This is a genomic window from Listeria aquatica, from assembly GCF_014223975.1.
GTDB classification, from domain to species: Bacteria; Bacillota; Bacilli; order Lactobacillales; family Listeriaceae; genus Listeria; species Listeria aquatica.
This window is the reverse complement of sequence record NZ_JAARRM010000001.1, coordinates 765356-787908: the sequence shown is the minus strand read 5'-3', so window position 1 is coordinate 787908 and position 22553 is coordinate 765356. Positions and strand designations below refer to the sequence as shown.

21 protein-coding genes are annotated in these 22553 nt (G+C 39.6%); 1 reads left to right on the top strand and 20 read right to left on the bottom strand.

The features are described from left to right. Nucleotides 1–35 precede the first annotated feature (35 nt). The 3 genes from parC to HB912_RS03905 all read right to left on the bottom strand — a co-directional run bounded on the left by parC (nt 36) and on the right by HB912_RS03905 (nt 4962). Entirely contained in the window at nt 36–2498 is a 2463-nt protein-coding gene (parC, locus tag HB912_RS03915; protein ID WP_185372288.1) for a DNA topoisomerase IV subunit A, read from the bottom strand. Then, a complete protein-coding gene (gene parE, locus HB912_RS03910) occupies nt 2495–4459 on the bottom strand; it encodes a DNA topoisomerase IV subunit B (RefSeq protein WP_185372287.1) in 1965 nt (654 codons plus the stop codon). Before parE ends, parC begins: the two co-directional genes overlap by 4 nt. 95 nt (nt 4460–4554) lie before the next feature. Further along, nucleotides 4555–4962, bottom strand: coding sequence for a CoA-binding protein (locus HB912_RS03905; RefSeq protein ID WP_185372286.1), 408 nt, complete (start codon nt 4960–4962; stop codon nt 4555–4557). 210 nt (nt 4963–5172) lie between these two features. Between HB912_RS03905 and plsY the strand changes: the two genes are divergently transcribed. Beyond that, nucleotides 5173–5769 (top strand): glycerol-3-phosphate 1-O-acyltransferase PlsY, encoded by a 597-nt coding sequence (plsY, locus tag HB912_RS03900; RefSeq protein ID WP_185372285.1) that lies wholly within the window; start codon nt 5173–5175, stop codon nt 5767–5769. A 49-nt stretch (nt 5770–5818) separates the two neighbouring features. On the opposite strand, the gene HB912_RS03895 is transcribed toward plsY, so the two are convergent. The 17 genes from HB912_RS03895 to tig form a co-directional block, all read right to left on the bottom strand. Beyond that, nucleotides 5819–6691, bottom strand: a complete 873-nt coding sequence (locus HB912_RS03895; protein ID WP_185372284.1) for an aldose 1-epimerase family protein — start codon at nt 6689–6691, stop codon at nt 5819–5821. Continuing rightward, nucleotides 6688–7005, bottom strand: a complete 318-nt coding sequence (locus HB912_RS03890; RefSeq protein WP_185372283.1) for a hypothetical protein — start codon at nt 7003–7005, stop codon at nt 6688–6690. The genes HB912_RS03895 and HB912_RS03890 overlap by 4 nt, the downstream gene beginning before the upstream one ends. A 5-nt stretch (nt 7006–7010) precedes the next feature. Further along, a complete protein-coding gene (locus HB912_RS03885; RefSeq protein ID WP_036074059.1) occupies nt 7011–7439 on the bottom strand; it encodes an acyl-CoA thioesterase in 429 nt (142 codons plus the stop codon). A gap of 142 nt (nt 7440–7581) precedes the next feature. After that, nucleotides 7582–8361 (bottom strand): GTP-sensing pleiotropic transcriptional regulator CodY, encoded by a 780-nt coding sequence (gene codY, locus HB912_RS03880; RefSeq protein ID WP_185372282.1) that lies wholly within the window; start codon nt 8359–8361, stop codon nt 7582–7584. Between the two features lie 20 nt (nt 8362–8381). Then, nucleotides 8382–9788: an ATP-dependent protease ATPase subunit HslU gene (gene hslU / locus HB912_RS03875; RefSeq protein ID WP_185372281.1), complete on the bottom strand. Its 1407-nt coding sequence runs from the start codon at nt 9786–9788 to the stop codon at nt 8382–8384. A 13-nt stretch (nt 9789–9801) separates the two neighbouring features. After that, nucleotides 9802–10341: an ATP-dependent protease subunit HslV gene (gene hslV, locus HB912_RS03870; RefSeq protein ID WP_185372280.1), complete on the bottom strand. Its 540-nt coding sequence runs from the start codon at nt 10339–10341 to the stop codon at nt 9802–9804. Nucleotides 10342–10362: 21 nt separating this feature from the next. Next, nucleotides 10363–11265, bottom strand: a complete 903-nt coding sequence (gene xerC / locus HB912_RS03865) for a tyrosine recombinase XerC (protein WP_185372279.1) — start codon at nt 11263–11265, stop codon at nt 10363–10365. A 231-nt stretch (nt 11266–11496) separates the two neighbouring features. Beyond that, on the bottom strand, nt 11497–12801 hold the full coding sequence (gene trmFO, locus HB912_RS03860; protein WP_185372278.1) for an FADH(2)-oxidizing methylenetetrahydrofolate--tRNA-(uracil(54)-C(5))-methyltransferase TrmFO: 1305 nt from the start codon (nt 12799–12801) through the stop codon (nt 11497–11499). Between the two features lie 30 nt (nt 12802–12831). After that, nucleotides 12832–14910: a type I DNA topoisomerase gene (gene topA, locus HB912_RS03855; protein ID WP_185372277.1), complete on the bottom strand. Its 2079-nt coding sequence runs from the start codon at nt 14908–14910 to the stop codon at nt 12832–12834. 285 nt (nt 14911–15195) lie between these two features. Beyond that, nucleotides 15196–16026: a DNA-processing protein DprA gene (locus HB912_RS03850; RefSeq protein ID WP_185372276.1), complete on the bottom strand. Its 831-nt coding sequence runs from the start codon at nt 16024–16026 to the stop codon at nt 15196–15198. 143 nt (nt 16027–16169) lie between these two features. Continuing rightward, nucleotides 16170–16934 (bottom strand): ribonuclease HII, encoded by a 765-nt coding sequence (locus HB912_RS03845; RefSeq protein ID WP_185372275.1) that lies wholly within the window; start codon nt 16932–16934, stop codon nt 16170–16172. Further along, the gene (ylqF, locus tag HB912_RS03840) at nt 16912–17793 is read right to left on the bottom strand and encodes a ribosome biogenesis GTPase YlqF (RefSeq protein ID WP_185372274.1); all 882 of its coding nucleotides are present in this window, start codon (nt 17791–17793) and stop codon (nt 16912–16914) included. Before ylqF ends, HB912_RS03845 begins: the two co-directional genes overlap by 23 nt. Nucleotides 17794–17804: 11 nt before the next feature. Further along, the gene (gene sipZ / locus HB912_RS03835; RefSeq protein ID WP_185372273.1) at nt 17805–18344 is read right to left on the bottom strand and encodes a type I signal peptidase SipZ; all 540 of its coding nucleotides are present in this window, start codon (nt 18342–18344) and stop codon (nt 17805–17807) included. Between the two features lie 113 nt (nt 18345–18457). After that, a complete protein-coding gene (sipY, locus tag HB912_RS03830; RefSeq protein WP_185372272.1) occupies nt 18458–19009 on the bottom strand; it encodes a type I signal peptidase SipY in 552 nt (183 codons plus the stop codon). A gap of 108 nt (nt 19010–19117) precedes the next feature. Then, complete coding sequence (sipX, locus tag HB912_RS03825; RefSeq protein WP_185372271.1) at nt 19118–19675, bottom strand: type I signal peptidase SipX; 558 nt, start codon at nt 19673–19675, stop codon at nt 19118–19120. A gap of 116 nt (nt 19676–19791) precedes the next feature. Beyond that, entirely contained in the window at nt 19792–21051 is a 1260-nt protein-coding gene (gene clpX, locus HB912_RS03820) for an ATP-dependent protease ATP-binding subunit ClpX (protein ID WP_185372270.1), read from the bottom strand. 162 nt (nt 21052–21213) lie between these two features. Next, nucleotides 21214–22497, bottom strand: coding sequence for a trigger factor (gene tig, locus HB912_RS03815; protein ID WP_185372269.1), 1284 nt, complete (start codon nt 22495–22497; stop codon nt 21214–21216). Nucleotides 22498–22553: the final 56 nt, after the last annotated feature.

Sequence of the window (22553 nt, the reverse complement as noted above, 5' to 3'; positions counted from 1 at the left end):
ACCGATCTTTTCCTAGAATAGCCGGTTTTCAGCTGTTACAAATTTGTTTCCCCAGGTTCTTCTTTAATCTCAGGAATCTCTAACCAAGCATCAATCGGTTTCCCTTCTAGCGCTTCGTCGACAACAAACGAGCCGTTAGAATAACGATCAGCTGTCCGCACATTTTTTAACTCCACTTCAACAAATTGTTCCTTATCAGTTTCAATCATCAGGAACTCATCACTTGCAGCGAGGAAAACGCCAAAAACGCGATGCGGACTATTTTTCAATTCGCGAAGCATAATCAAACCTCGTTTGGCACGTGAAATTGGTTCAAATTCTGTAAGCTTCATTTTCTTCAGTGAACCGCGCTGTGTTAACAAGAAGAGTTTTTTCGTTTCTTCTTTCGGGATAACAACGGCTCCACTTACTTCATCACCGCTCTTTAAGTTAATGGCCTTCACACCTGCTGTTCTTGCACCAGAATCAGGCACTTCATTAACCGCATATCGTAAGCCATAACCAAATTTACTTGCAAGGAAAACGTCTTCTGATTGATCAATCAAGTCAACACTTAAAAGCTCATCGTCTGCTTTTAGTTTAATCGCCATCATCGATTTCGAGTAGCGCTGAGGTTTGTAATTTGCAATAAGCGAGGCCTTGATCATACCAAGACGCGTTACAAACAAGAAATATCTTGCATCATCAAACTTGGAAATACCTTTAGCCGCGATAATTTCTTCACCCTGGCCTAAGTCTCCTGCCAAATGGCTGATGTGGTCTCCCAAATTTTTCCAGCGCATTTCCGGTAGCTCATGCACTGGCCGGTAAATGAAATTCCCGCGATTTGTAAACATTAACAAGGAATCCATAGTATTCAGCTTTTCGATAAAAATCGGATGATCCAAATCCTTCATAGCTAAATCTTGGCCATTCGAAGCACTATAAGATCGCATACTTGTCCGTTTCACATAGCCTTCTTTCGTTACCGAAACGACAACATCTTCACTTGCTACAAGCACCTCTGTGTCAATCTTAATTTCTTCAATTTCAGCTTGAATTTCAGTAAGACGAGCTGTTTTATATTTTTTCTTGATTTCTTTTAGCTCATCTTTCAAAACAGCAATAAGCTCGCTTGGATTCTGCAAAATTTTCTCAAGCCGACTGATTTTTTCTTGCAATTCCTTTGCTTCTTCTCGTAGTTCAGTAATATCGGTATTCGTTAAGCGATAAAGTTGCAAGGAAACAATCGCTTCTGCTTGTTTTTCACTAAAATCATAGCGATCCTGCAAATTCAGTTTCGCATCACGTTTATCTTTTGATTCACGAATTAAGCGAATCACTTCATCAAGAATCGAGAGAGCTTTCATTAATCCAGCTAAGATATGCTCGCGCGCACGCGCCTTCCGAATATCAAATTCTGAACGTTTCGTAATGATTTCTTTTTGGTGAGCAATATAAGCATCAAGTAACGAGATTAAGCCCATCAAAACGGGGCGCTTATTAAAGATAGCTACCATATTGAAATTATAGCTCACCTGCAAATCCGTATTTTTGAATAAGTAATTCAAAACCCCTTCTGCATTCGCTTCTTTCTTTAGTTCAATCGCAATTCGAAGGCCAGTCCGGTCTGTTTCATCACGAACTTCCGAAATCCCTTCAATTTTTTTATCAATTCGGAGTTCATCAATCCGTTTAACAAGACTTGCCTTATTGACTTCATACGGAATCTCATAGACAGAAATTTGCTTTCTACCTCCGCGAATATCTTCAATCTCGGTTTTCGAGCGAACCACAACTCGCCCTTTCCCAGTTTCATAAGCTTTTCTGATCCCATCAGCGCCTTGAATAATTCCGCCAGTTGGGAAATCCGGTCCTTTTACGATTTTAAGCAAGGTTGAAAGATCACATTCTGGGCTATCGAGCCGCTTGATAACTGCATCAATAATTTCCCCCAAATTATGTGGCGGAATATCTGTCGCATATCCAGCAGAAATCCCTGTTGACCCGTTGACAAGCAAGTTTGGAAACCTCGCTGGAAGTACCGTTGGTTCACTCGATGTGTCATCAAAGTTGGGTACAAAATCCACCGTTTCCTTCTCAATGTCGCGCAAAAGTTCAGCAGCAATCGGAGCAAGCCTTGCTTCCGTATAACGCATCGCAGCAGGCGGATCCCCGTCCACACTCCCATTATTTCCGTGCATTTCAATTAAAACATTGCGCACTTTCCAGTCTTGACTCATCCGAACCATTGCATCATAAACAGAGGTATCACCATGTGGATGGTAATTCCCGATAACGTTTCCGACTGTTTTGGCCGACTTACGGAATCCCTTGTCAGCCGTATTGCCTTCTTCGTTCATCGCGAATAAAATCCGTCTTTGAACGGGCTTCAGTCCATCACGCGCATCTGGAAGCGCACGTTCTTGAATAATGTATTTACTATAGCGGCCAAAACGGTCGCCCATTACCTCTTCAAGCGCTAAATCTTGAATTTGTTGTCCAGGTGTATTGCTCAAGATTCATCCGCCCCCTCTACCATATTTTCATTGTCTAGAATATTTGAATCATCTTCAAGGCTAAATTCTACGTGAGACTCAATCCACTTCCGACGAGGCTCAACTTTATCCCCCATAAGTGTTGCAACACGACGTTCTGCTCTTGCCACATCTTCCATCCGCACTCGAATCAAAGTTCGTGTTTCTGGATTCATAGTTGTTTCCCAGAGCTGATCGGCATTCATTTCCCCAAGACCTTTGTAACGCTGAATCATGTAGCCTTTCCCAATTGTTTGAATCGCTCCATCCAGTTCGTCATCAGTCCACGCATATTCAATCACTTCTTTTTTACCGCTTCCCTTGCTTACTTTATAAAGTGGAGGCAAAGCAATGTATACTTTCCCCGTTTCAATGAGCGGCCGCATATACCGGTAAAAGAAAGTGAGGAGTAAGACTTGAATGTGTGCCCCATCAGTATCCGCATCTGTCATGATAATAATCTTGTCATAGTTGCAATCTTCTACTTCAAATTCTGGACCAACACCAGCACCCACCGTGTGAATAATGGTGTTGATTTCTTCATTTTTTAAAATATCTTGGAGTTTTGCCTTTTCAGCATTAATGACTTTCCCGCGAAGTGGCAAAATAGCTTGAAAATGTCGATCGCGTCCTTGTTTAGCTGATCCTCCTGCTGAGTCCCCCTCAACCAGATAAAGTTCGTTTCGGCTTGCATTACGAGATTGCGCCGGTGTCAGTTTCCCAGAAAGAAGGGTTTCCGAGCGTTTCCGTTTCTTGCCATTACGCGTTTCTTCACGCGCTTTTCGTGCTGCTTCTCGTGCTTCTCGTGCTTTGATCGCTTTTTTTATGAGCAAACTACTTGTATCTGGATTTTCCGCGAGAAAATAAGCGATGTGCTCAGCAACCACAGCATCCGTTGCCGCACGTGCTTCTGTCGTTCCTAGTTTTTCCTTCGTTTGCCCTTCAAATTGGAGCATTCGCTCGGGTACGCGAACTGATAAAACAGCTGATAAGCCTTCACGAATATCGCTACCTTCAAGATTTTTATCTTTTTCCTTTAAAAGTCCAACTCGTTTTGCGTATTCATTAAAGACACGAGTCATCGCAGAACGCATCCCAGCTTCGTGAGTTCCCGCATTTGGCGTCCGAACATTGTTAACGAAGCTAAGCACCGTTTCCGAATAGCCATCGTTAAACTGAAAAGCCATTTCAATTTCGATATCGTTGCTTTCACCTTCAAAAGCAACAACAGGATGCAAGACATCTTTTCCTTCATTGATATATTCAACAAAGTTTTTGACACCTTCTTCAAAATAAAATGCTTCTCCCATGCCAACACGTTCATCGATTAGTTCAATTCGTAACCCTTTAAGCAAGAACGCGGATTCGCGCAGACGTTCTGATAAGACTTCATAGTTAAACGAAGTGACTGGAAAAATCTCTGGATCAGGCTTAAATCGGAGTGTTGTTCCCGTATCTTTTGCTTTACCAATTTTAGTAAGCTTGCTTACCGGTTTCCCGCCATGCTCAAAACGTTGTTCATAAATAGCTTGATCACGGTGAATCGTCACCGTTAGCCATTCCGAAAGTGCATTAACAACTGATGAACCTACGCCGTGCAATCCACCACTTGTTTTATAACCGCCTTCTTGACCAAATTTCCCACCAGCGTGCAAAACGGTCAAAATAACTTCTACCGTTGATTTTCCCGTTTTATGCATTCCAATCGGCATACCTCGACCATGGTCGGTTACACTCACGCTTCCATCTTCATGTAAAATTACTTTGATTTCTTTCCCATATCCATTTAATGCTTCATCGACAGAATTATCGACAATTTCATATACTAAATGATGAAGTCCACGTACATCAGTTGATCCAATATACATTGCAGGTCTTTTCCGAACTGCTTCCAGTCCTTCCAGTACCTGAATAGAATCATCGTTGTATTCACTTTTTTTCATCTATTCAAAACTCCTTTCATCTTCGTCCTGTCACATTTTCTTAAGTTGTTCTAAAAGCCGTGAAAAAACAGGCCCAGAAAGAACCTGTTCACCTGTTAATGTTCCATTTCGCGGTAAGCTACCTTAATGCATTTGTCCATAATCACTGGGTAATGATTCTTTAGAAGTTCATAAGCTTCTTCGTTAAAAAGCCCAAGTTGTGCCCAGAAAACATCAGCATCTATATTTAGGAAATCACGCGCAATCTCTGGCAAAAACTCAGAACGCCGAAAAACATTGACAATATCCACATGCTCCTCAATTTCGCCAAGGCTTGCTACCGTTTTCTCCGAAAGAATTTCTGTCGTCTTTGGATTTACAGGAATAATTCGGTAACCCGCTCCCTGCATAAACTTAGCAACCTTATAGCTTGTTCGTTCTGGATTATCACTTAACCCAACGACCGCAATGGTTTTTGCTGATTTTAGGATCGTATCAATTTGTTGTTTACTCGGGTTTTGCACGCTACTTGCCCCTTTCCTTTGAACAAGAAGTTCGTTCGCTTTTTAACGTTTCTATTCAAAGTACTATTTTATCGTTTAAATGCCTCATTGTAAAGCCACTAACCAAGAGTTCGCTAAAAAGAGGCAGCAAATTTCTCGCTTTTTCACCATTTCGATGTAAACTATGCTATAATTCATAACAGCAAATACCGTTACAAAAGGGGTTTTAAAATGATTACCAAATTGATATTACTGTGCCTCGCCGCATATATCATCGGATCCATTCCGTCCGGCCTTTGGATTGGAAAGCTATTTTATAAAAAAGATATTCGAGAATTCGGCAGTGGAAACTTAGGTGCTACAAACTCATTTCGTGTTCTTGGGGTAAAGGCAGGTTCTGTTGTCACTGTCATTGATATCTTAAAAGGATCACTTGCAACTCTTCTGCCGTTTTTCTTTTTACCACAATTTGATGCCCATTTTATGTTGCTAACGGGCGTTTTTGCGATCATCGGGCATAGTTTCCCTATCTTTGCCAGCTTCCGCGGAGGAAAAGCCGTTGCTACTTCTGCCGGTGTCGTGCTCGCTTATGCACCACTTCTATTCATTGCTGCTATCGTTGTCTTTCTTTTAACACTTAAGATCAGCAAATATGTATCTTTAAGCTCGATGGTTGCAGCTGTTGCCGCATTTATCATTTCCCTTTTTATGGGCGATGTGATTTTAATCGTGCTCATCACATGCTTAGCTTTATTCATTATTTGGCGGCACCGTGCTAATATTAAGCGAATTCGAAATGGCGAAGAACCGAAAATCACTTGGATGTAAGATGTAAAGCGAAGGAATTCAGCGTACCTAAGTACGCTGAATTCTTTTTTTATCCAAGTTGAATGCTGTATTCTGACGTAAAAATGGCTTCAGGATCCAAATGCTCGATTCCTGCTTTATCTCGAAGCTCAACGGACTCCCCAATACTATCTGCGATTCCAAACCAGGGTTCTATACATAAAAATGGTGCGCCGTCCCCTGGTGTCCAGATGCCAACAAAAGGAAAATGAGGGAAGGAAACCTTAACGAAATGAGGATGTTTTTTCGAACGAATCGCTATTTCATTTCCATTTAGTCCTTCAAAAATAAGTGCGTCGTTTTCAAACAAGGAATAGTCAAGTGCTAGTGTCTCAGTTTTTTCATCGGCTAGCGGCTTTAATTTCCCACTGCGATAAGGTCCTTCAAGTAAAAGTGTATCAAGTTTTTCTTTTTGACCAAAATCAAGATAGTAGTCCTCAAATTTCGTTCCTTCTGTAAGTGGAACGTTGAATGCGGGGTGCGCACCGATAGAAAAATAAATTCGCTCTTTGTCTGTGTTTTCAACTTGATACTCAACTTGAACTTGATCCTCAAGTAGCGTATAAGTAACTCTTAAGCGAAAAGAAAAAGGATAGATGAGTTTCGATTTATCATCAGCCTCTAGCTCAAGTATGGCTTGATTTCCGACTAATTCAACTGCAGTAAACGTTTTGTCCCGTGCAAAACCATGTTGCGTTAAGTGAAAGGCCTCCCCATCTACATAATAGGTATCGTCCACTAAACGGCCCACAGTCGGAAATAAAATAGGTGCATGTCTTCCCCAAAATGCTTTATCTGCATCCCACAAATAGTCCAGTCCTGTTTTCTTGTGATAAATTCGTGTTAGTTCAGCTCCTTGTTCAGTCAATTCAACAACTAGCGACTCATTTTCTAATTTAATCATTCCTTATCTCCCCTCAAATGAAACCGGTCAATTTGGTCCCATTTTCCTTCTTCTTCCAAAATTTTCAGTTGAATATCACCGAACAAATCATAATGAGGTAAGTCCTTATGCCCGTAATCAATATAATTTTCCGGTAGATGATATTTTCTGCCCCATCTTTTTAAGGCTTCAATGTCAGCACTTGCGGCTTTCGTCACGGTTTTAGAATTAGGAAACCGGTCATCAAGCCAGTAATGTGTTAAAAGCGCAACCTCACCTTGTTCTGCCTTTTTTTTAAACGCTATTAATTCCTCACGTTGTACACCAAAGGCCATTTTTTTCATCCTTCCTCAAGCGCTTGTAAATATTTTTCATGCCAGTCTTTTAATTCTCGTTTTAGCGCAACCGGTTTAAAATCATCTTTCGTTACACAAACGTGTTTCGTCTCACCTGTAATTGCAATTTCGCCACTATCTGCATAACAAATTTCATAGCCATATGTGACGCGTAAGCCATCGTAGGCTAATAACCAAGTCTTAACAATCGCTTCTTGCCCGTAACGCAGTGGTTTTCCGTAATGAATCGAAACATCAATAACTGGCGATAAAAAGCCGAGCTGCTCCATGTCGTAATAACGGAGGCCGAGGCTTTCTTCGATGAAGTGGTTCCGCCCAAGCTCCATCCATACAAGGTAATTAGCGTGGTAGACAACGCCCATTTGATCCGTTTCTGCGTAGCGAACTTCTATTTTGGTTTCCGTATATAACATAAACTGGTCCCTCCAAAAAACAATATCCTTTTCTATTTTAGCAAATTATCGGAGAAAAAAGAAATCTGAGTATAATAAAAAGCCCCTTGCTTTCTAGTTACCTGGAATAGTTCTAGAAAGCAAGAGACCTTCGTTTTTAAATTTAGTTGTTTTTTAGTTTTTCAAGTTCAACTAGGAATTTATCATTTAGTACACGGATAAAGGTTCCCTTCATTCCTAGTGAGCGTGAATCAATGACGCCAGCACTTTCTAATTTACGAAGTGCATTGACGATAACTGAACGAGTAATCCCTACACGGTCAGCAATTTTAGAAGCTACTAATAAGCCTTCTTTTCCATTTAATTCATCAAAGATGTGTTCAATTGCTTCAAGTTCACTATATGAAAGCGAGCTGATTGCCATTTGTACAACAGCACGGCTACGCGCTTCTTCTTCAATTTCTTCCGCTTTTTCATGTAGAATTTCCATGCCTACAACAGTGCTTCCGTATTCAGCAAGTAAAAGATCATCATCTGTAAAATTATTTTCCATACGTGATAAAATAAGAGTTCCAAGGCGCTCTCCTCCGCCTACAACAGGAACGATTGTTGTTAAACCTTTAGTGAATAAGTCACTATTTTCAATTGGGAAAGCAGTATATTGGCTCGAAACTTCTAGGTTTGCAGAAGTTTCATTCACATTAAACAAACTTTGTGTATATTCTTCCGGGAATTGACGTTCAGAAAGCATTTGTTTCATACGTTCATTTTCAATGGGCAAAATTTCTGAATAACCAAGAAGTTTTCCTTTACGACTAACGATATACGTATTAGCTTCAATCACATCACTCAGTGTATCTGCCATTTCTTTAAAGTTAACTGTTTTTCCTGAAGTATTTTGTAACATTGCATTAATCTTTCTTGTTTTTTCTAATAAGCTCATAATTAGCTCCTCCTAAAATTTTATAAAATAAATTGGGTCAAATCTTTGCTTTGCATAATCGAATCGAGTTTTTCATTTACATATTTTTCCGTAATTGTCACTTGATCCAAGTTGATGTCAGGTGCTTCAAATAGCAAATCTTCAAGTAATTTTTCAAGAATCGTGTGGAGACGTCTAGCGCCGATATTATCTGTTTCTTGGTTGACTTGAAAAGCAATTTCAGCAAGTCTTGCAACAGCTTCTTTTGTGAAAATAAGTTCAATACCTTCTGAACGAAGCAGTGCTTTATATTGCTTAATCAGTGCATTGTCCGGTTCAGTTAAAATCTTGACAAAATCTTCTTGTGATAATTTATCAAGTTCAATTCGAATCGGAAAACGACCTTGGAGCTCAGGAATTAAATCAGATGGCTTCGACATATGGAAAGCTCCAGCCGCAATAAATAAAATGAATTCTGTATTCACAAGTCCATATTTCGTTGCCACTTGAGACCCTTCGACAATCGGAAGAATATCACGCTGAACTCCTTCTCGTGATACTTGAGCACCATTTCCGCTTTCTTTTGTTGCCACTTTATCGATTTCATCAATAAAGATAATTCCTGTCTGCTCAGCTCTTCTAACAGCTAATGCCGCTACTTCTTCTTGATCAATGAGTTTTGAAGCTTCATCTTCAAATAAGATTTTCTTAGCTTCTTTCACCGTCACCCTGCGTTTCTTTTTATTTTTCGGCAAGAGACTAGAAAAAGCTTCCTGCATACCTGCTAATTGATCCATTCCCCCACCACGCATCATGTCAAACATCGGATTTTGCTGTTCGGTAACTTCGACCGTTACCATCTCATCATCCAGTTCTCCGCGTTCTAGTCGATACTCAAGCTGATTACGCTTTTGCTTCAACGTTTCATCAACGGGTTCACTTTCTTCTTCTGAAGAACGAGACGCATTTTGAAACAACGCTTCAAATGGATTTTGTGAAGTCGTTTGTTTTTTCTTTTCTGCTGGCGCAAGAAGCTTGATAATTTTCTTTTCAGCATTTTTTTCTGCTTTAAAACGAACCGTTTGCATTTTTTCTTCTTTGACTAGTCGAACAGAAACTTCTACCAGATCACGAACCATTGATTCAACATCACGCCCAACGTAACCCACTTCTGTGAATTTCGTAGCCTCTACTTTCGTAAAAGGTGCTTTGACGATTTTTGCAATTCGGCGCGCAATTTCTGTTTTCCCAACACCAGTCGGACCAATCATTAAAATATTTTTGGGAATGATCTCATCACGCATCGCTTCATCCATCATCATCCGGCGATAGCGATTTCTAAGGGCAACAGCGACTGATTTCTTAGCGCCGGTTTGGCCAATAATATATTGATCCAGTTTTTCAACAATTTGACGTGGTGTTAATTGAGAAGTTGCTCCATTTTCCACCTCTATCACCTCTTTATAATTCTTCTACGATAATGTTGCCATTTGTAAAAACACAAATCTCTGAAGCAATTTCAAGGGCATGTTTCGCAATTTCTTTTGCTTCCATATCCTCTCCGTTGTGACGCATGAGTGCACGACCAGCAGCAAGTGCATAATTCCCACCAGATCCGATTGCAAGTATCCCGTCGTCTGGTTCTATAACTTCCCCTGTTCCAGAAACAAGTAACAGAGTTTCTTCATCCATTACGATTAACATGGCTTCTAGTTTTCGAAGCGCATTGTCACTGCGCCATTCTTTAGCAAGCTCAACAGACGCGCGTTCAAGATTCCCATTATATTCATTTAGTTTACTTTCAAATTTTTCAAACAACGTAAAAGCGTCTGCAACTGATCCTGCAAAGCCAGCAATCACTCGGTCGTGAAACAAACGTCTTACTTTTCGAGCCGTATGCTTCATCACCACTGATTCACCAAGTGTTACCTGCCCGTCACCAGCCATTGCACCCTTACCATTATGCTTAATAGCAAAAATTGTCGTTGCATGCAATTCCATTAGTCAACTACCTCCTATTTTTCATGCCCGAGGATGATGCTTCATATAAGTAGTTTTGAGATGTTCTTTAGTCACATGGGTATAGATTTGTGTAGAAGATAAACTCGCATGTCCTAAAAGTTCCTGAACCGTTCGCATATCCGCTCCATTGTTCAAAAGATCCGTTGCAAACGTATGACGCAACATATGCGGATGAATCTTTCTTGTCAAAGCTGCTTTTTCGATGGTCTTCGTTAAACAATAGCGAATGCCACGCGTTGAAAGCGGATCGGCGTAGTGATTTATAAGTAAAGCATCATGATGTTTATGATATTTGTTTGAAAGAATAGCTCGTCCCTTTTCAAGATATACACTAAGCGCATCCTCTAAAAAAGAGCCATATGGAACATATCTTTCTTTGTTTCCCTTCCCTTTAATCAAAATAGCTTGATAGGTATTATCGATGTCCGAAAGCTGTATCTGCGCGGCTTCAGAAACACGTATTCCAGTTCCATAAAGCAGTTCTAGAATAACACGATCACGAAGTGTAAGTGGTTCATCATTTTCATAAACGACCTGAAATAAAGCTTCCATTTCTTCATTATAGAAAAACTTTGGAAGCCTGAGATCTTTTTTTGCGTGCGAGACATATGTAAATGGATTGTCAGAAAGTACACCCTCACGAATCAAAAAATGATAAAAACTACGCAAACTTGAAATCTTTCGTGCGACAGAAGTGCGAGAAAATTGTCGTTCATTGAGCATGGTTAAATATAAACGAACAACTAAATAGTCCACCTCCGTGAAGCTTTCAATTGCTTGTTGATTTAAAAAAGTTTGAAAATCATGAATATCCTCAAAATAGGCAATTTCCGTATTATCCGAATAGTTTCTTTCCACTCGAAGATAATCCATAAACTTGGGTAAAAACTGCTCTTCTTCCATGATAAATCCACCTCTCAAACAACTCCATCGTAACACAAGAAAAAGCGAGTTGCAATAATTTTACGCATTTTTCACAACATTTCCAATTAAATTAGAATCCGCGTCAATTCAAGCGATTTGAAAGCTATAGTCAATCTGTCAAACCTACTGTATAAAAGTTGGACTATTCAAACAAATGAAATCAAAAGAAGATAAAGGCTAGCACACTAGCCCTTATCCATTATAGTCGTTTTATAATTCTTCTGCAACACTTTTTATAGCAGCTAACGCTCTTTCAGCTAATTTAGCATTTCGCTCTTGTTTAGCACGAATTTTTTCAGGTAGTTCTGGGAACAACCCGAAGTTTACATTCATCGGTTGAAAGGTTTTGGTATTCGTAGAAGTAATATAATTAGCCATACTTCCGATCGCACTTTCTCTTGGAAAAACAATTGGTTCTTCCGAAGATACAAAGCGCGCAGCATTAATCCCAGCGGCAAGACCACTAGCAGCTGATTCCACGTAGCCTTCAACCCCTGTCATTTGACCTGCAAAGAACAAATCCTTACGAGTCTTTAATTGATAGGTACTTTGCATCGCCTTCGGAGAATTAATAAATGTATTCCGGTGCATCACTCCATAGCGGATAATTTCCGCATTTTCTAAGCCAGGAATCATTTGAAAGACACGTTTTTGTTCGCCCCACTTCAAATGAGTTTGAAAACCTACCATATTGTAAAGTGTTCCAGCCGCATCGTCTTGACGAAGCTGAAGAACCGCATAAGGACGTTTTCCAGTCTTTGGATCTTCAAGGCCAACTGGTTTAAGAGGACCAAACAGCATGGTTTTAATCCCACGTTTCGCCATCACTTCAATTGGCATACACCCTTCAAAGAAAACCTCTTTTTCAAAGCTCTTTAACTCAGCAGTTTCTGCACTAATCAAGGCTTCATAGAACGCAGTAAATTCTTCTTGCGTCATTGGACAATTGAGATACGCCGCCTCGCCTTTATCATAACGAGATTTTAAATAAACTTTTTCCATATCAATGCTATCTTTTTCGATAATTGGAGCTGCCGCATCATAAAAATACAGATAATCTTCTCCAGTAACTTTACGAATTTCTTCGGCTAACGCTTCACTCGTCAGTGGACCCGTCGCAATAATTGTCGGACCATCTGGTATTGCTGTCACTTCTTCGTTAAAGACCGTTACAAGCGGATGATTTTTCACTTGTTCAGTTACATAGCCGGAAAATTCATGACGGTCAACAGCGAGCGCACCTCCAGCCGGGACAGAAGCTCGATCAGCTGCTTTTATAATAATCGAATCAAGCATTCGCATTTCTTCTTTGATAACTCCAACCGCATTTGTTAAACCATTTGCACGAAGTGAGTTCGTACAAACTAGCTCAGCAAATTTATCCGTATGGTGGGCTGGCGTTTGCTTTACTGGACGCATTTCATATAAATGCACTTTCACTCCACGCTTCGCGAGTTGCCATGCTGCTTCACTTCCAGCTAAGCCCGCTCCAATTACATTGACCGTCTTTTCCAACTAACCTTCCTCCTTCGATCAAATCTCCGCTTATTTTTGTGTTTCTTCTTTGTAATCACAATTCGTACACTGGACTTGAACGCCTTTTTTCAATTTCTTCTCAACGAGGGCATGCTCGCCGCATTTTGGACAAGGCCGTTCAACTGGTTTATCCCAAGAAACATAATCACAATCTGGGTACCGATTACATCCATAAAAAATTCGGTTCTTCTTGCTCTTTCTTTCAATCACTTGACCTTCCCGACATTTCGGGCAAGTAACCCCAATTTCTTTTACAATAGCTTTTGTATTACGACATTCAGGAAAACGACTGCAAGCTAAAAACTTACCATATTTTCCCATTTTATATACCATTGGAGCTCCGCAAACATCACAATCAATTCCTGCGGGTTCATCTTTGATTTCAATTTTTTCCATTTCTTCATCGGCACGTTTTACATGTGGTTCAAATTGTTTGTAAAATTCATCAATGACTTTGATCCACTGCATTTTACCGTGCTCAATTTCATCCAGATCATTTTCCATATCAGCTGTAAAGCTAACATCTAAAATTTCCGGGAAATATTCGGAAATCATTTCATTCACAATTTCTCCAAGTTCAGTTGGCGCAAATCGCTTATTCGTAAGCGAAACATAATTACGACGCTGGATAGTATCAATCGTTGGGGAATACGTAGAAGGTCTACCTACCCCAATTTCTTCCAAAGTACGTACCAGTCTCGCTTCTGTGTACCGTGGAGGTGGCTGTGTGAAATGCTGACGCTGTTCAAGCGACTCCGAAGTAACTTTGTCCCCTTTTTTCAGCTCAGGCAAAATATTTTCTTTTTCTTCTTTATTGTCATCGTTACTTTCAACATATACCTTCATAAAACCAGCGAACTTGATTTTCGAACCGTTTGCTCGAAAGCGAACGCCATTATTTTCCATATCAACACGCATAGTATCAAGAACAGCCGGTGTCATTTGGCTTGCAACAAATCGCTCCCAAATCAAACGATAAAGTCGAAGTTGATCCCGACTTAGATATTCTTTCATTTCTTGCGGCGAACGCAAAACACTTGTAGGTCGAATAGCTTCGTGGGCATCTTGTGAACCTTTTTGATTCTTATCTTGCCGTTTTTTCTTGCGGGCAAAATCTGTTCCATAATTTTCTTCAATATAATTATACGCTTCATTAGTTGCTGTATCAGAAATCCGAGTAGAGTCGGTACGCATGTAAGTGATTAACCCAACAGTCCCTTGTCTACCTAGTTTTATTCCTTCATACAATTGTTGAGCAAGCATCATCGTTTTACGCGTTCTAAAATTCAGTTTACGTGCAGCTTCTTGTTGCAGTGATGAAGTTGTAAAGGGAGCTGCTGGATTACGAAGTCTTTCCTTTTTCATAACATCAATTACTTCATAATCTTTACCTTTAATTTTCGCCATGACTGCTTTAACATCCGCGGCATTTTCCAATTTTTTCTTTTTACCATCTACGCCGTAAAAATTCGCTTGAAACGATTTACGACCTTTTTTGAAATTCCCATCAATTGTCCAGTACTCTTCAGGTTTAAAGTTATTGATTTCTTTTTCACGATCAATAATCAAACGAAGTGCAATCGACTGCACACGTCCTGCACTTAAGCCTTTTTTAATTTTTTTCCAAAGAATGGGGCTAATGTTGTAACCCACAAGTCGGTCAAGCACCCGCCGAGCTTGTTGAGCATCAACAAGATCCATATCAATCTTACGCGGATGTTTAAAAGATTCTTTCACTGCATCCTTCGTAATTTCATTAAAAACAACCCGCAGGTCATCTGTCTGGTCAAGCTCTAAACTATTCGCTAAATGCCATGCAATAGCTTCTCCTTCTCTGTCGGGGTCAGCTGCGAGATAAACTTTTTTAGCTTTTTTAGCCGCTTGTTTCAATTCTTTTAAAACAGGTCCTTTACCACGGATTGTAATATATTTAGGCTCAAAGTTATGTTCAAAATCAATGCCCATTTGGCTTTTAGGCAAATCGCGAACATGTCCCATTGAAGCTTTCACTTGATATTTTTTTCCGAGATATTTTTCAATTGTTTTAGCTTTTGCTGGTGATTCTACAATAACAAGATAGTCTGCCATGTATTCATTTCCTCCCTAATTGGGTCAAATAAACGGGCTAAATAAACAATCTTCCTTTTATTTTTTGCCTCGTTTTACTGTTCAAATTATCCAAAGTGTTCGAACAACTTGATTCAGTAGTCAATAATAGCCCGTAAAAAAAAGTTTGTCAATCTATATATTTGTTCAACTAGATTTTACGCACTTAATATAGAAGGTTTTTGTTACCCTTTAGCAAACTTATCTCAAAAATTTTAGAAATGCAAGCTAAATCCCCTTTTTCTCATGAAAAATTAATCCATTTACTTAAAATAAGAAACTTTCGACAACCTGTTGAGGATTCGCAACAAGCCTCGCCCCCTCCATGATAAGATCATGAGCGCCTGCCGATCCATCCGAAAAAATATTTCCTGGAACGACAAAAACTTCACGATTTTGCTCAACAGCATATTGAACAGTAAGGAGCGCACCGCCTCGCGATTTTTCTTCCGTGAGTAATACGCCTCTAGAAATTCCACTTAATAGCCTGCTACGCTCCTCCAAAAAACGCGAGTCAAATGCAGTATCAGGCGTATATTCAGTTATCGTTACACCCGTTTGTTCAATTTTTTCCAGTAATTGCCGATTATTTTTTGGAAACAAAGAGTGATGGCCTGACGCTAATACGCAAACGATTTCGCCTCCCATTCTAGCCGACGTTCTTAAAACTGTTTCCTCCGTTCCATTTAACGTGCCCGTAAGCACTCCAAATTTCGACTTCATGAGTCCATTTGTAAAAAAACGCGTAACAGCTTTTCCATAAGGGCGCATTTGATGCGTTCCGATTACTGTAATGAGTTCTTTTTCTAGTAAAGAAAAATTCCCCTTACCAAAAAGAAGTGGCGGAGTAAAAGCGATTTCACGCAGCAAACGCGGATAATCGTCATCATCATAGAAAATAATTCTTCCCCCTTCCTCAAAAAAAGCTTGAAAATCGGTCGAATTTCTTTTAATCCATTTCCGTTCCTCGCTTGACAAAAGAGTTGAAATTTCTTTCTTAGATTGGTGAGCTCGGTAGCGAGCAAATAACTCTGCTCGCCTTCTTGCTGGGAGACTTGCAAGCTCTCCCCATTCTGCATGATTCATTTTAAAGTTCATCGGATTAACCTCCTTTTAGCCATCTTACTGAAAGTTATCAAGAAGGTAAAATCCGCAAAAATGCTTTTTAAGGCTAGCAAAAAAGCTGTCCTTTAAAAGACAGCTCATTATCAAACTTTCATTTAATTTTTCATGACAAATAGTTAAACAAAAAACGATTTTACAGGAGCGAAACTCACACGATGAATTGGACAAGGTCCAAGTTTTTCCAGACCTTCAAGATGCTTTTTCGTTCCGTATCCCATATTATTTTGGAAATCATATCCCGGATAAATCAATTCAAATTCACGCATCATCCGGTCTCGTTCCACTTTAGCTAAAATAGAAGCTGCAGCAATGGAAATACTCTTAGTGTCGCCTTTAATGATCGAGCATTCTTTTTCGGAGTGACCAAGTGGCATAGCATCGATTAACGTATAGTCAGGAGGGGGCGAAAGCTTCTCTAAGGCCTCTTTCATCGCACACTTTGTCGCCTCGTAAATGTTGATTTCATCGATCACTTCATGAGAAACGACGCCAATCCCATAGGAAATCGCTTGTTTTTTGATTTCTTCACTATAAAAAAGACGCTTTGTTTCACTGAGTTGCTTCGAATCATTCATTCCTAATAGTTCAAAATCCTCCCGCAAAATTACCGCTGCAGCGACAACAGGACCAGCAAGCGGGCCTCTTCCCACTTCATCAACTCCTGCAATTTGCGAATACCCTTGCTCTCTGTAAAACAGCTCATAAGCTTGCATTTGCTCAAACTGTTCGTGCAGCTTTTTTTGCTTATCTAAACGTTTTTCAGCTGCACTTACAAGTTTGATTACCCCTTTCCGCGAATCTTCTCGAAAGCTTAGCAATTCTTCCTCAGAATTAACCGCAGCAAGTAACCGTTTCACTTCAGCAATCGACATTTTCTGCATGTTCCATCTCCTCTTTTTCTGGAAAATCAAAAGAGAGTCTTCCCAATTTTTGTGTGCGAATCTCACGTACCACAAGCTCCGCTGCACGCCCGTAATCCGCTTCACCGTACCTATCAAGAAACCCTTTCCGTTCCGCAATTTCCTTCAGCCACTCAGCCCCAGTATCGCTCTTAGACACGACTTGATTCCACTGTTGAAACTGATTGGGGTAGTATGTGTGGATAAATGTTAAACCAAACCCTGCAATATCTTCCATATTTAGCAAATCGTCCTTAATCGCACCAGTTAAAGCTAGCTTATAACCCACTTCTTGATCTTCAAATTTCGGCCACAAAATCCCTGGTGTATCAAGAAGTTCCAGTGCCTTTCCAACCTTTATCCATTGTTGCGCCTTCGTCACACCCGGTTTATTTCCTGTTTTGGCAATATTTTTCTTGGCAAGTCGGTTAATCAAAGTGGACTTCCCGACATTTGGAATTCCCAAAATCATTGCTCGAATAGCCCGAGGTCGCATTCCGCGTTCTCTTAAGCGAGCGAATTTTTCTGCCATTAAAGCCTCAGCAGCCTTTTCAATCGCATGCATGTTTTTCCCTTGCTGCGAGTTCACAGCAACCGCCATGAGTCCTTTTTCTTTAAAATGTCGAATCCAAGCTTGTGTCACCCTTTCATCTGCCATATCTGCTTTATTTAAGATAATCACCCTTTTTTTCTGATGAATAATCTCTTCAAGCATGGGATTGGAAGATGAAACAGGAATTCGTGCATCCACCAGCTCAAAAATCACATCTACTAACTTTAATTTTTCCGTCACTTCACGGCGCGCTTTGGCCATATGACCTGGAAACCACTGAATTGTCATCATCTATACTCCTACTTTATAATTTTTGCATTATCAATCGGCCAGTAACTAAGCGGTGCTGTTCCAAGGACTTTGCTTTTAGAAATCGGCCCGACAATACGACTATCACGGCTAGCTCTTCTATTGTCTCCCAAAACAAAATAAGTATCTTTTGGAACTTTACCATCTTTTAGCATTTCCTTCGTGCTATAGTTTTCCGTTAAATAGCCTTCCTTCATCTTTTTTCGATAAGTATCTAAATAAGGCTCCTCATACCTTTTCCCGTTCACATAAAGCACATCAGATCTATATTCAATTTCATCGCCAGGAAGCCCTATAACACGCTTTATATAATCTGTCTTTCCTTCACGAAACACAATCACGTCAAAACGTTCGATTTTGTCAAAGCGATTAATGATAACTCGATCCCCGTCACGTAGCGTTGGCATCATCGAAACACCATCAACCATGATTGGGACAAATAAATAAAAGCGAATTATAAGTGCTAAAATTATCGCCACGACAAGCGCCCAAATCCACGCCCAAAGTGTTTTTAAATTTTTTTCTTTCACAACCTGCACCGCCTCAATCAAACTTCCGAGCCTCTATATGTTATTATAAACGAAAAAAAGCTCGCTGAATAGCCAAAAATCCGTGAAGTAGCTTCACGGATTTTCCATTATATTTATTTTTTGCCAAAGTTCATAACAACACCATCTACAGCGGATGAATTAATAAAGCCAAATATTCGACTGTCCATGCTACCTTCACGGTTATCTCCCAGAACGAAAAGTTTACCATCAGGAACCGTTGTGGAACCCGTGATATCTTTCAGCGTAAAGTCACCATCACCATCTCCTGGCTCTCGGTAGGTCTTCATGTCCTTCGCCAAATAAGACTCATTTTTCTTTTTGCCATTCACATAAAGCTCACCGTTCTTAAATTCAATTTTATCGCCTGGAACTCCGATTACACGTTTGATGAAATATTTCCCTTCATCTCCCGTTGATACCGGTGCATCAAACACAATTTTATCAAATCGGTCAGGTTTTGTTATCTTTTCAATAAAAATCCGGTTACCATCTTCATACGTAGGGTACATTGACATGCCATCAACTTTTACTGGTGCAAATACAAAAGTACGCACAAGCATTGCAATTCCAATTGCAACTAAAATGACAAGTACCCAGCTAAGAATTTGTCTCCAAATGGATTTTTTCTTTACTTCTTCTGTCATAAAATTTCTACTTCCTCTCAAAACAAGCCTGCTTCTCGTCAAATAGTTTTTTCTTATTATCCCATTAATCATTTTGATTGTAAAGAAAACAAGTTTGCTGGCTATTCCTTAGCGTTTTAGTGAACTGCCAAATGAAATAACTTTTCCAATTACATCATCTTCACTAATAAAGCCGATGTAGCGACTATCTTTACTGATACGCCGGTTATCACCAAGAACGAACAAATGATTTTTTGGCACAACTTTTGCATTTTTAACTGCAGGCAAATCTTCAAGTTTGAAATTATTCGTTAAATAGCCATTTGCAACTTTTTCTTTTTCCCCTTCTAAATACGGTTCATCATATTTTTTACCATTAATATAGAGGGTATCTTTTTTGTATTCAACCTTATCTCCTGGAAGTCCAATCACTCGTTTAATGTATTCTGCACCTTTTTCATCAGGTGCTGGAAAAACAATAATGTCAAACCTTTTCGGCGTTGAAAGTTTATTGATAAATAAATGTTCACCATCATGAAGTGTTGGATCCATGGAATCTCCGTAAACCGTTACCGGCGAAATCAAAAAATAGCGAATCGCAAAAGCTACTACTAAAGCGATAATTATCACTTTCAGCCAACCGAAGATAGACGAAAAAAAAGTACCTTTTCCTTGTTCTTTTTTCATCCCTTCAATTCCTCTCTAAATGATTTTATTAAAGTATAGCATGAAAAATAAGTGAATCAAAGAAACACTCCAAAAAGCAAAAAGCCAGCACTTTAATAAAAATGCTGGCTTTTTCTTCATGCTGAAGTTTTAGTCGGGATCAGAGAGCCATCATTTAGCTGCATCTGTGGATATTCTTCTCCCGTCACGGCTTCTTTCGTAATGATACACTTCACGATATCATCTCGAGATGGAATTTCAAACATCACATCAAGCATAATACGTTCAATAATGGAACGAAGACCACGCGCACCTGTTTTCCGGTGGATCGCTTCTCTAGCGATTTCAAGAAGCGCTCCATCTGTAAATTCAAGTTCAACATCATCTAGTTCCAACATTTTTTGATATTGTTTAACAAGCGCATTTTTAGGTTGTGTTAGGATAGAAACCAGTGTTTCCTCATCCAATTGTTCAAGCGTTGCGATTACTGGCAAACGTCCGATAAACTCAGGAATTAAACCAAACTTGAGCAAATCTTCCGGTACTACTTTTGAAAGATAAGTTTCATCTTCATTAAGCACTTCATTTTCAGTGCCAAATCCGATCACTTTTTCTCCCATACGGTTTTTTACGATTTGTTCAATTCCGTCAAAAGCACCACCAACAATAAACAAAATGTTACTTGTATCAATTTGAATAAATTCTTGATGCGGATGTTTTCTTCCTCCTTGAGGCGGAACACTCGCTACAGTACCTTCTAAAATTTTAAGAAGAGCTTGTTGCACGCCTTCACCCGAAACATCTCGAGTAATGGAGGGATTTTCCGATTTACGAGCTACCTTATCAATTTCATCAATGTAGATGATGCCTTTTTCAGCTTTTTCTACATCAAAATCCGCCGCTTGAATCAGTTTTAGCAAGATATTTTCAACATCTTCCCCAACGTATCCCGCTTCAGTAAGCGAAGTCGCATCTGCAATAGCAAATGGAACATTTAGAATACGTGCAAGCGTTTGAGCAAGGAGTGTTTTCCCGCTTCCTGTAGGACCGATGATACAGATATTACTTTTTGAAAGCTCTACATCGTCCTCTGTTGATTCATTGGAATTAATACGCTTATAGTGATTATATACCGCAACAGAAAGTGCTTTTTTTGCTCGTTCTTGACCAATTACATAATCACTTAAAATCGAACGGATTTCATGCGGTTTTGGTACATCGCCAAAATCGACTGCTTCCGATACGTTCAGTTCTTCTTCAATGATCTCGTTGCAAAGTTCGATGCATTCATCACAAATATATACGCCTGGGCCAGCAACAAGTTTTCTAACTTGGTCTTGTGTTTTTCCACAAAAGGAGCACTTAAGTTGACCTTTTTCATCATTAAATTTGAACAAATTCACTTCACCCCTTCATATCGGTGGAATCGAGGTTTTCCAATTCCTTGTGATACTAATGATAGCACCACCACTTCAAAAATACTACTCATCTGATTTATAAAAAAGAAAGGACATGAGAGTCTTCTCGTGTCCTTCTTTCACAAAAAACGATTTTCCTTCTTATTTTTCGACAGCACTGTCTACTAAAAGATCAATCGCTTTACGGATTTTAAGGTCAGCTTTTAGTTCACTCAAGTCACCAAGCGCTTGACGAACCGCATCTTTTTCCATTCCGTATTTTTCTGCAAGCGAGCTTACTTCTTCATCGATTTCAGCTTCTGCTGGCTCGATGTTTTCTGCATCGGCAATCGCTTCAAGAACTAAATTCATTTTCACGCGTTTTTCAGCGTCTTTTTCCATTTGTTCATGCATTTTTTCTTCTGTTTGACCAGTAAATTGGTAGTAAAGCTCTGGTGTCAAGCCTTGAGCTTGCAAGTCTTGAGTAAAGTGGCTCATCAAGTGATCCGCTTCATGATGGATCATTGCATGTGGAATGTCCACTTCTGCACCAGCTACAGCTTTTTCAAGAACTTCATCTTGTTTTGCTTGACTCGCTGCATCTTCTTTTGCTTCTTTTAGACGCTTAGTCGTTTTTTCTTTAAGTTCTGCCACTGTTTCCACTTCAGAATCGATATCTTTTGCAAGTTCATCGTCCAGTTCAGGAACTTCCTTAGTTTTGATTTCATGAACTTTTACTTTAAATGTAGCAGGTTGTCCAGCTAAATCTTCAGCATGATATTCTTCAGGGAAAGTGATTGAAACTTCTTTTTCTTCGCCAGCTTTTGTTCCAACTAGTTGTTCTTCAAAGCCAGGAATGAATTGACCAGAGCCGAGTTCAAGCGAATAGTTGTCCGCTTGTCCACCTTCAAATGGTTCACCGTCTTTGAACCCTTCAAAATCAATGACAACAGTATCGCCATTTGCTGCTGGTTCATCTTCTTTTACGACAAGATCAGCTTGACGCTCTGTTAGATTTTTAAGTTCTTCTTCTACTTCTTCGTCTTTAAGTTCAGCATCTTGTTTAACAACTTCTAGTCCCTTATAGTCGCCAAGCTTAACTTCTGGTTTTACAGTCACTTCAGCTGTTAGTTTCCAGTTTTCCCCTTTTTCCATAGATTCCACATTTACTTGTGGCGTATCAACAGGGTCAATTCCAGCTTCTTCTACAGCTCGAGTATAGACTTCTGGAAGGATGATATCAAGAGCATCTTGATAAAGCGCTTCTTCACCAAAGCGTTGATTAAAAATTTGACGTGGTACTTTTCCTTTTCGGAATCCAGGTACGTTTAAAGTTTTACGAACTTTTTGGAAAGCTCGGTCAAGACCTGTTTTAATTTCTTCTTGATTAATTTCAAAAGAAAGGGTTCCTACATTGCCTTCTTTTTTTTCCCATTTTACTGACATGGTTTTATTCCCTCCATCATCTATTTAATTAAATGTAAATAAGTTCATGACAAGTT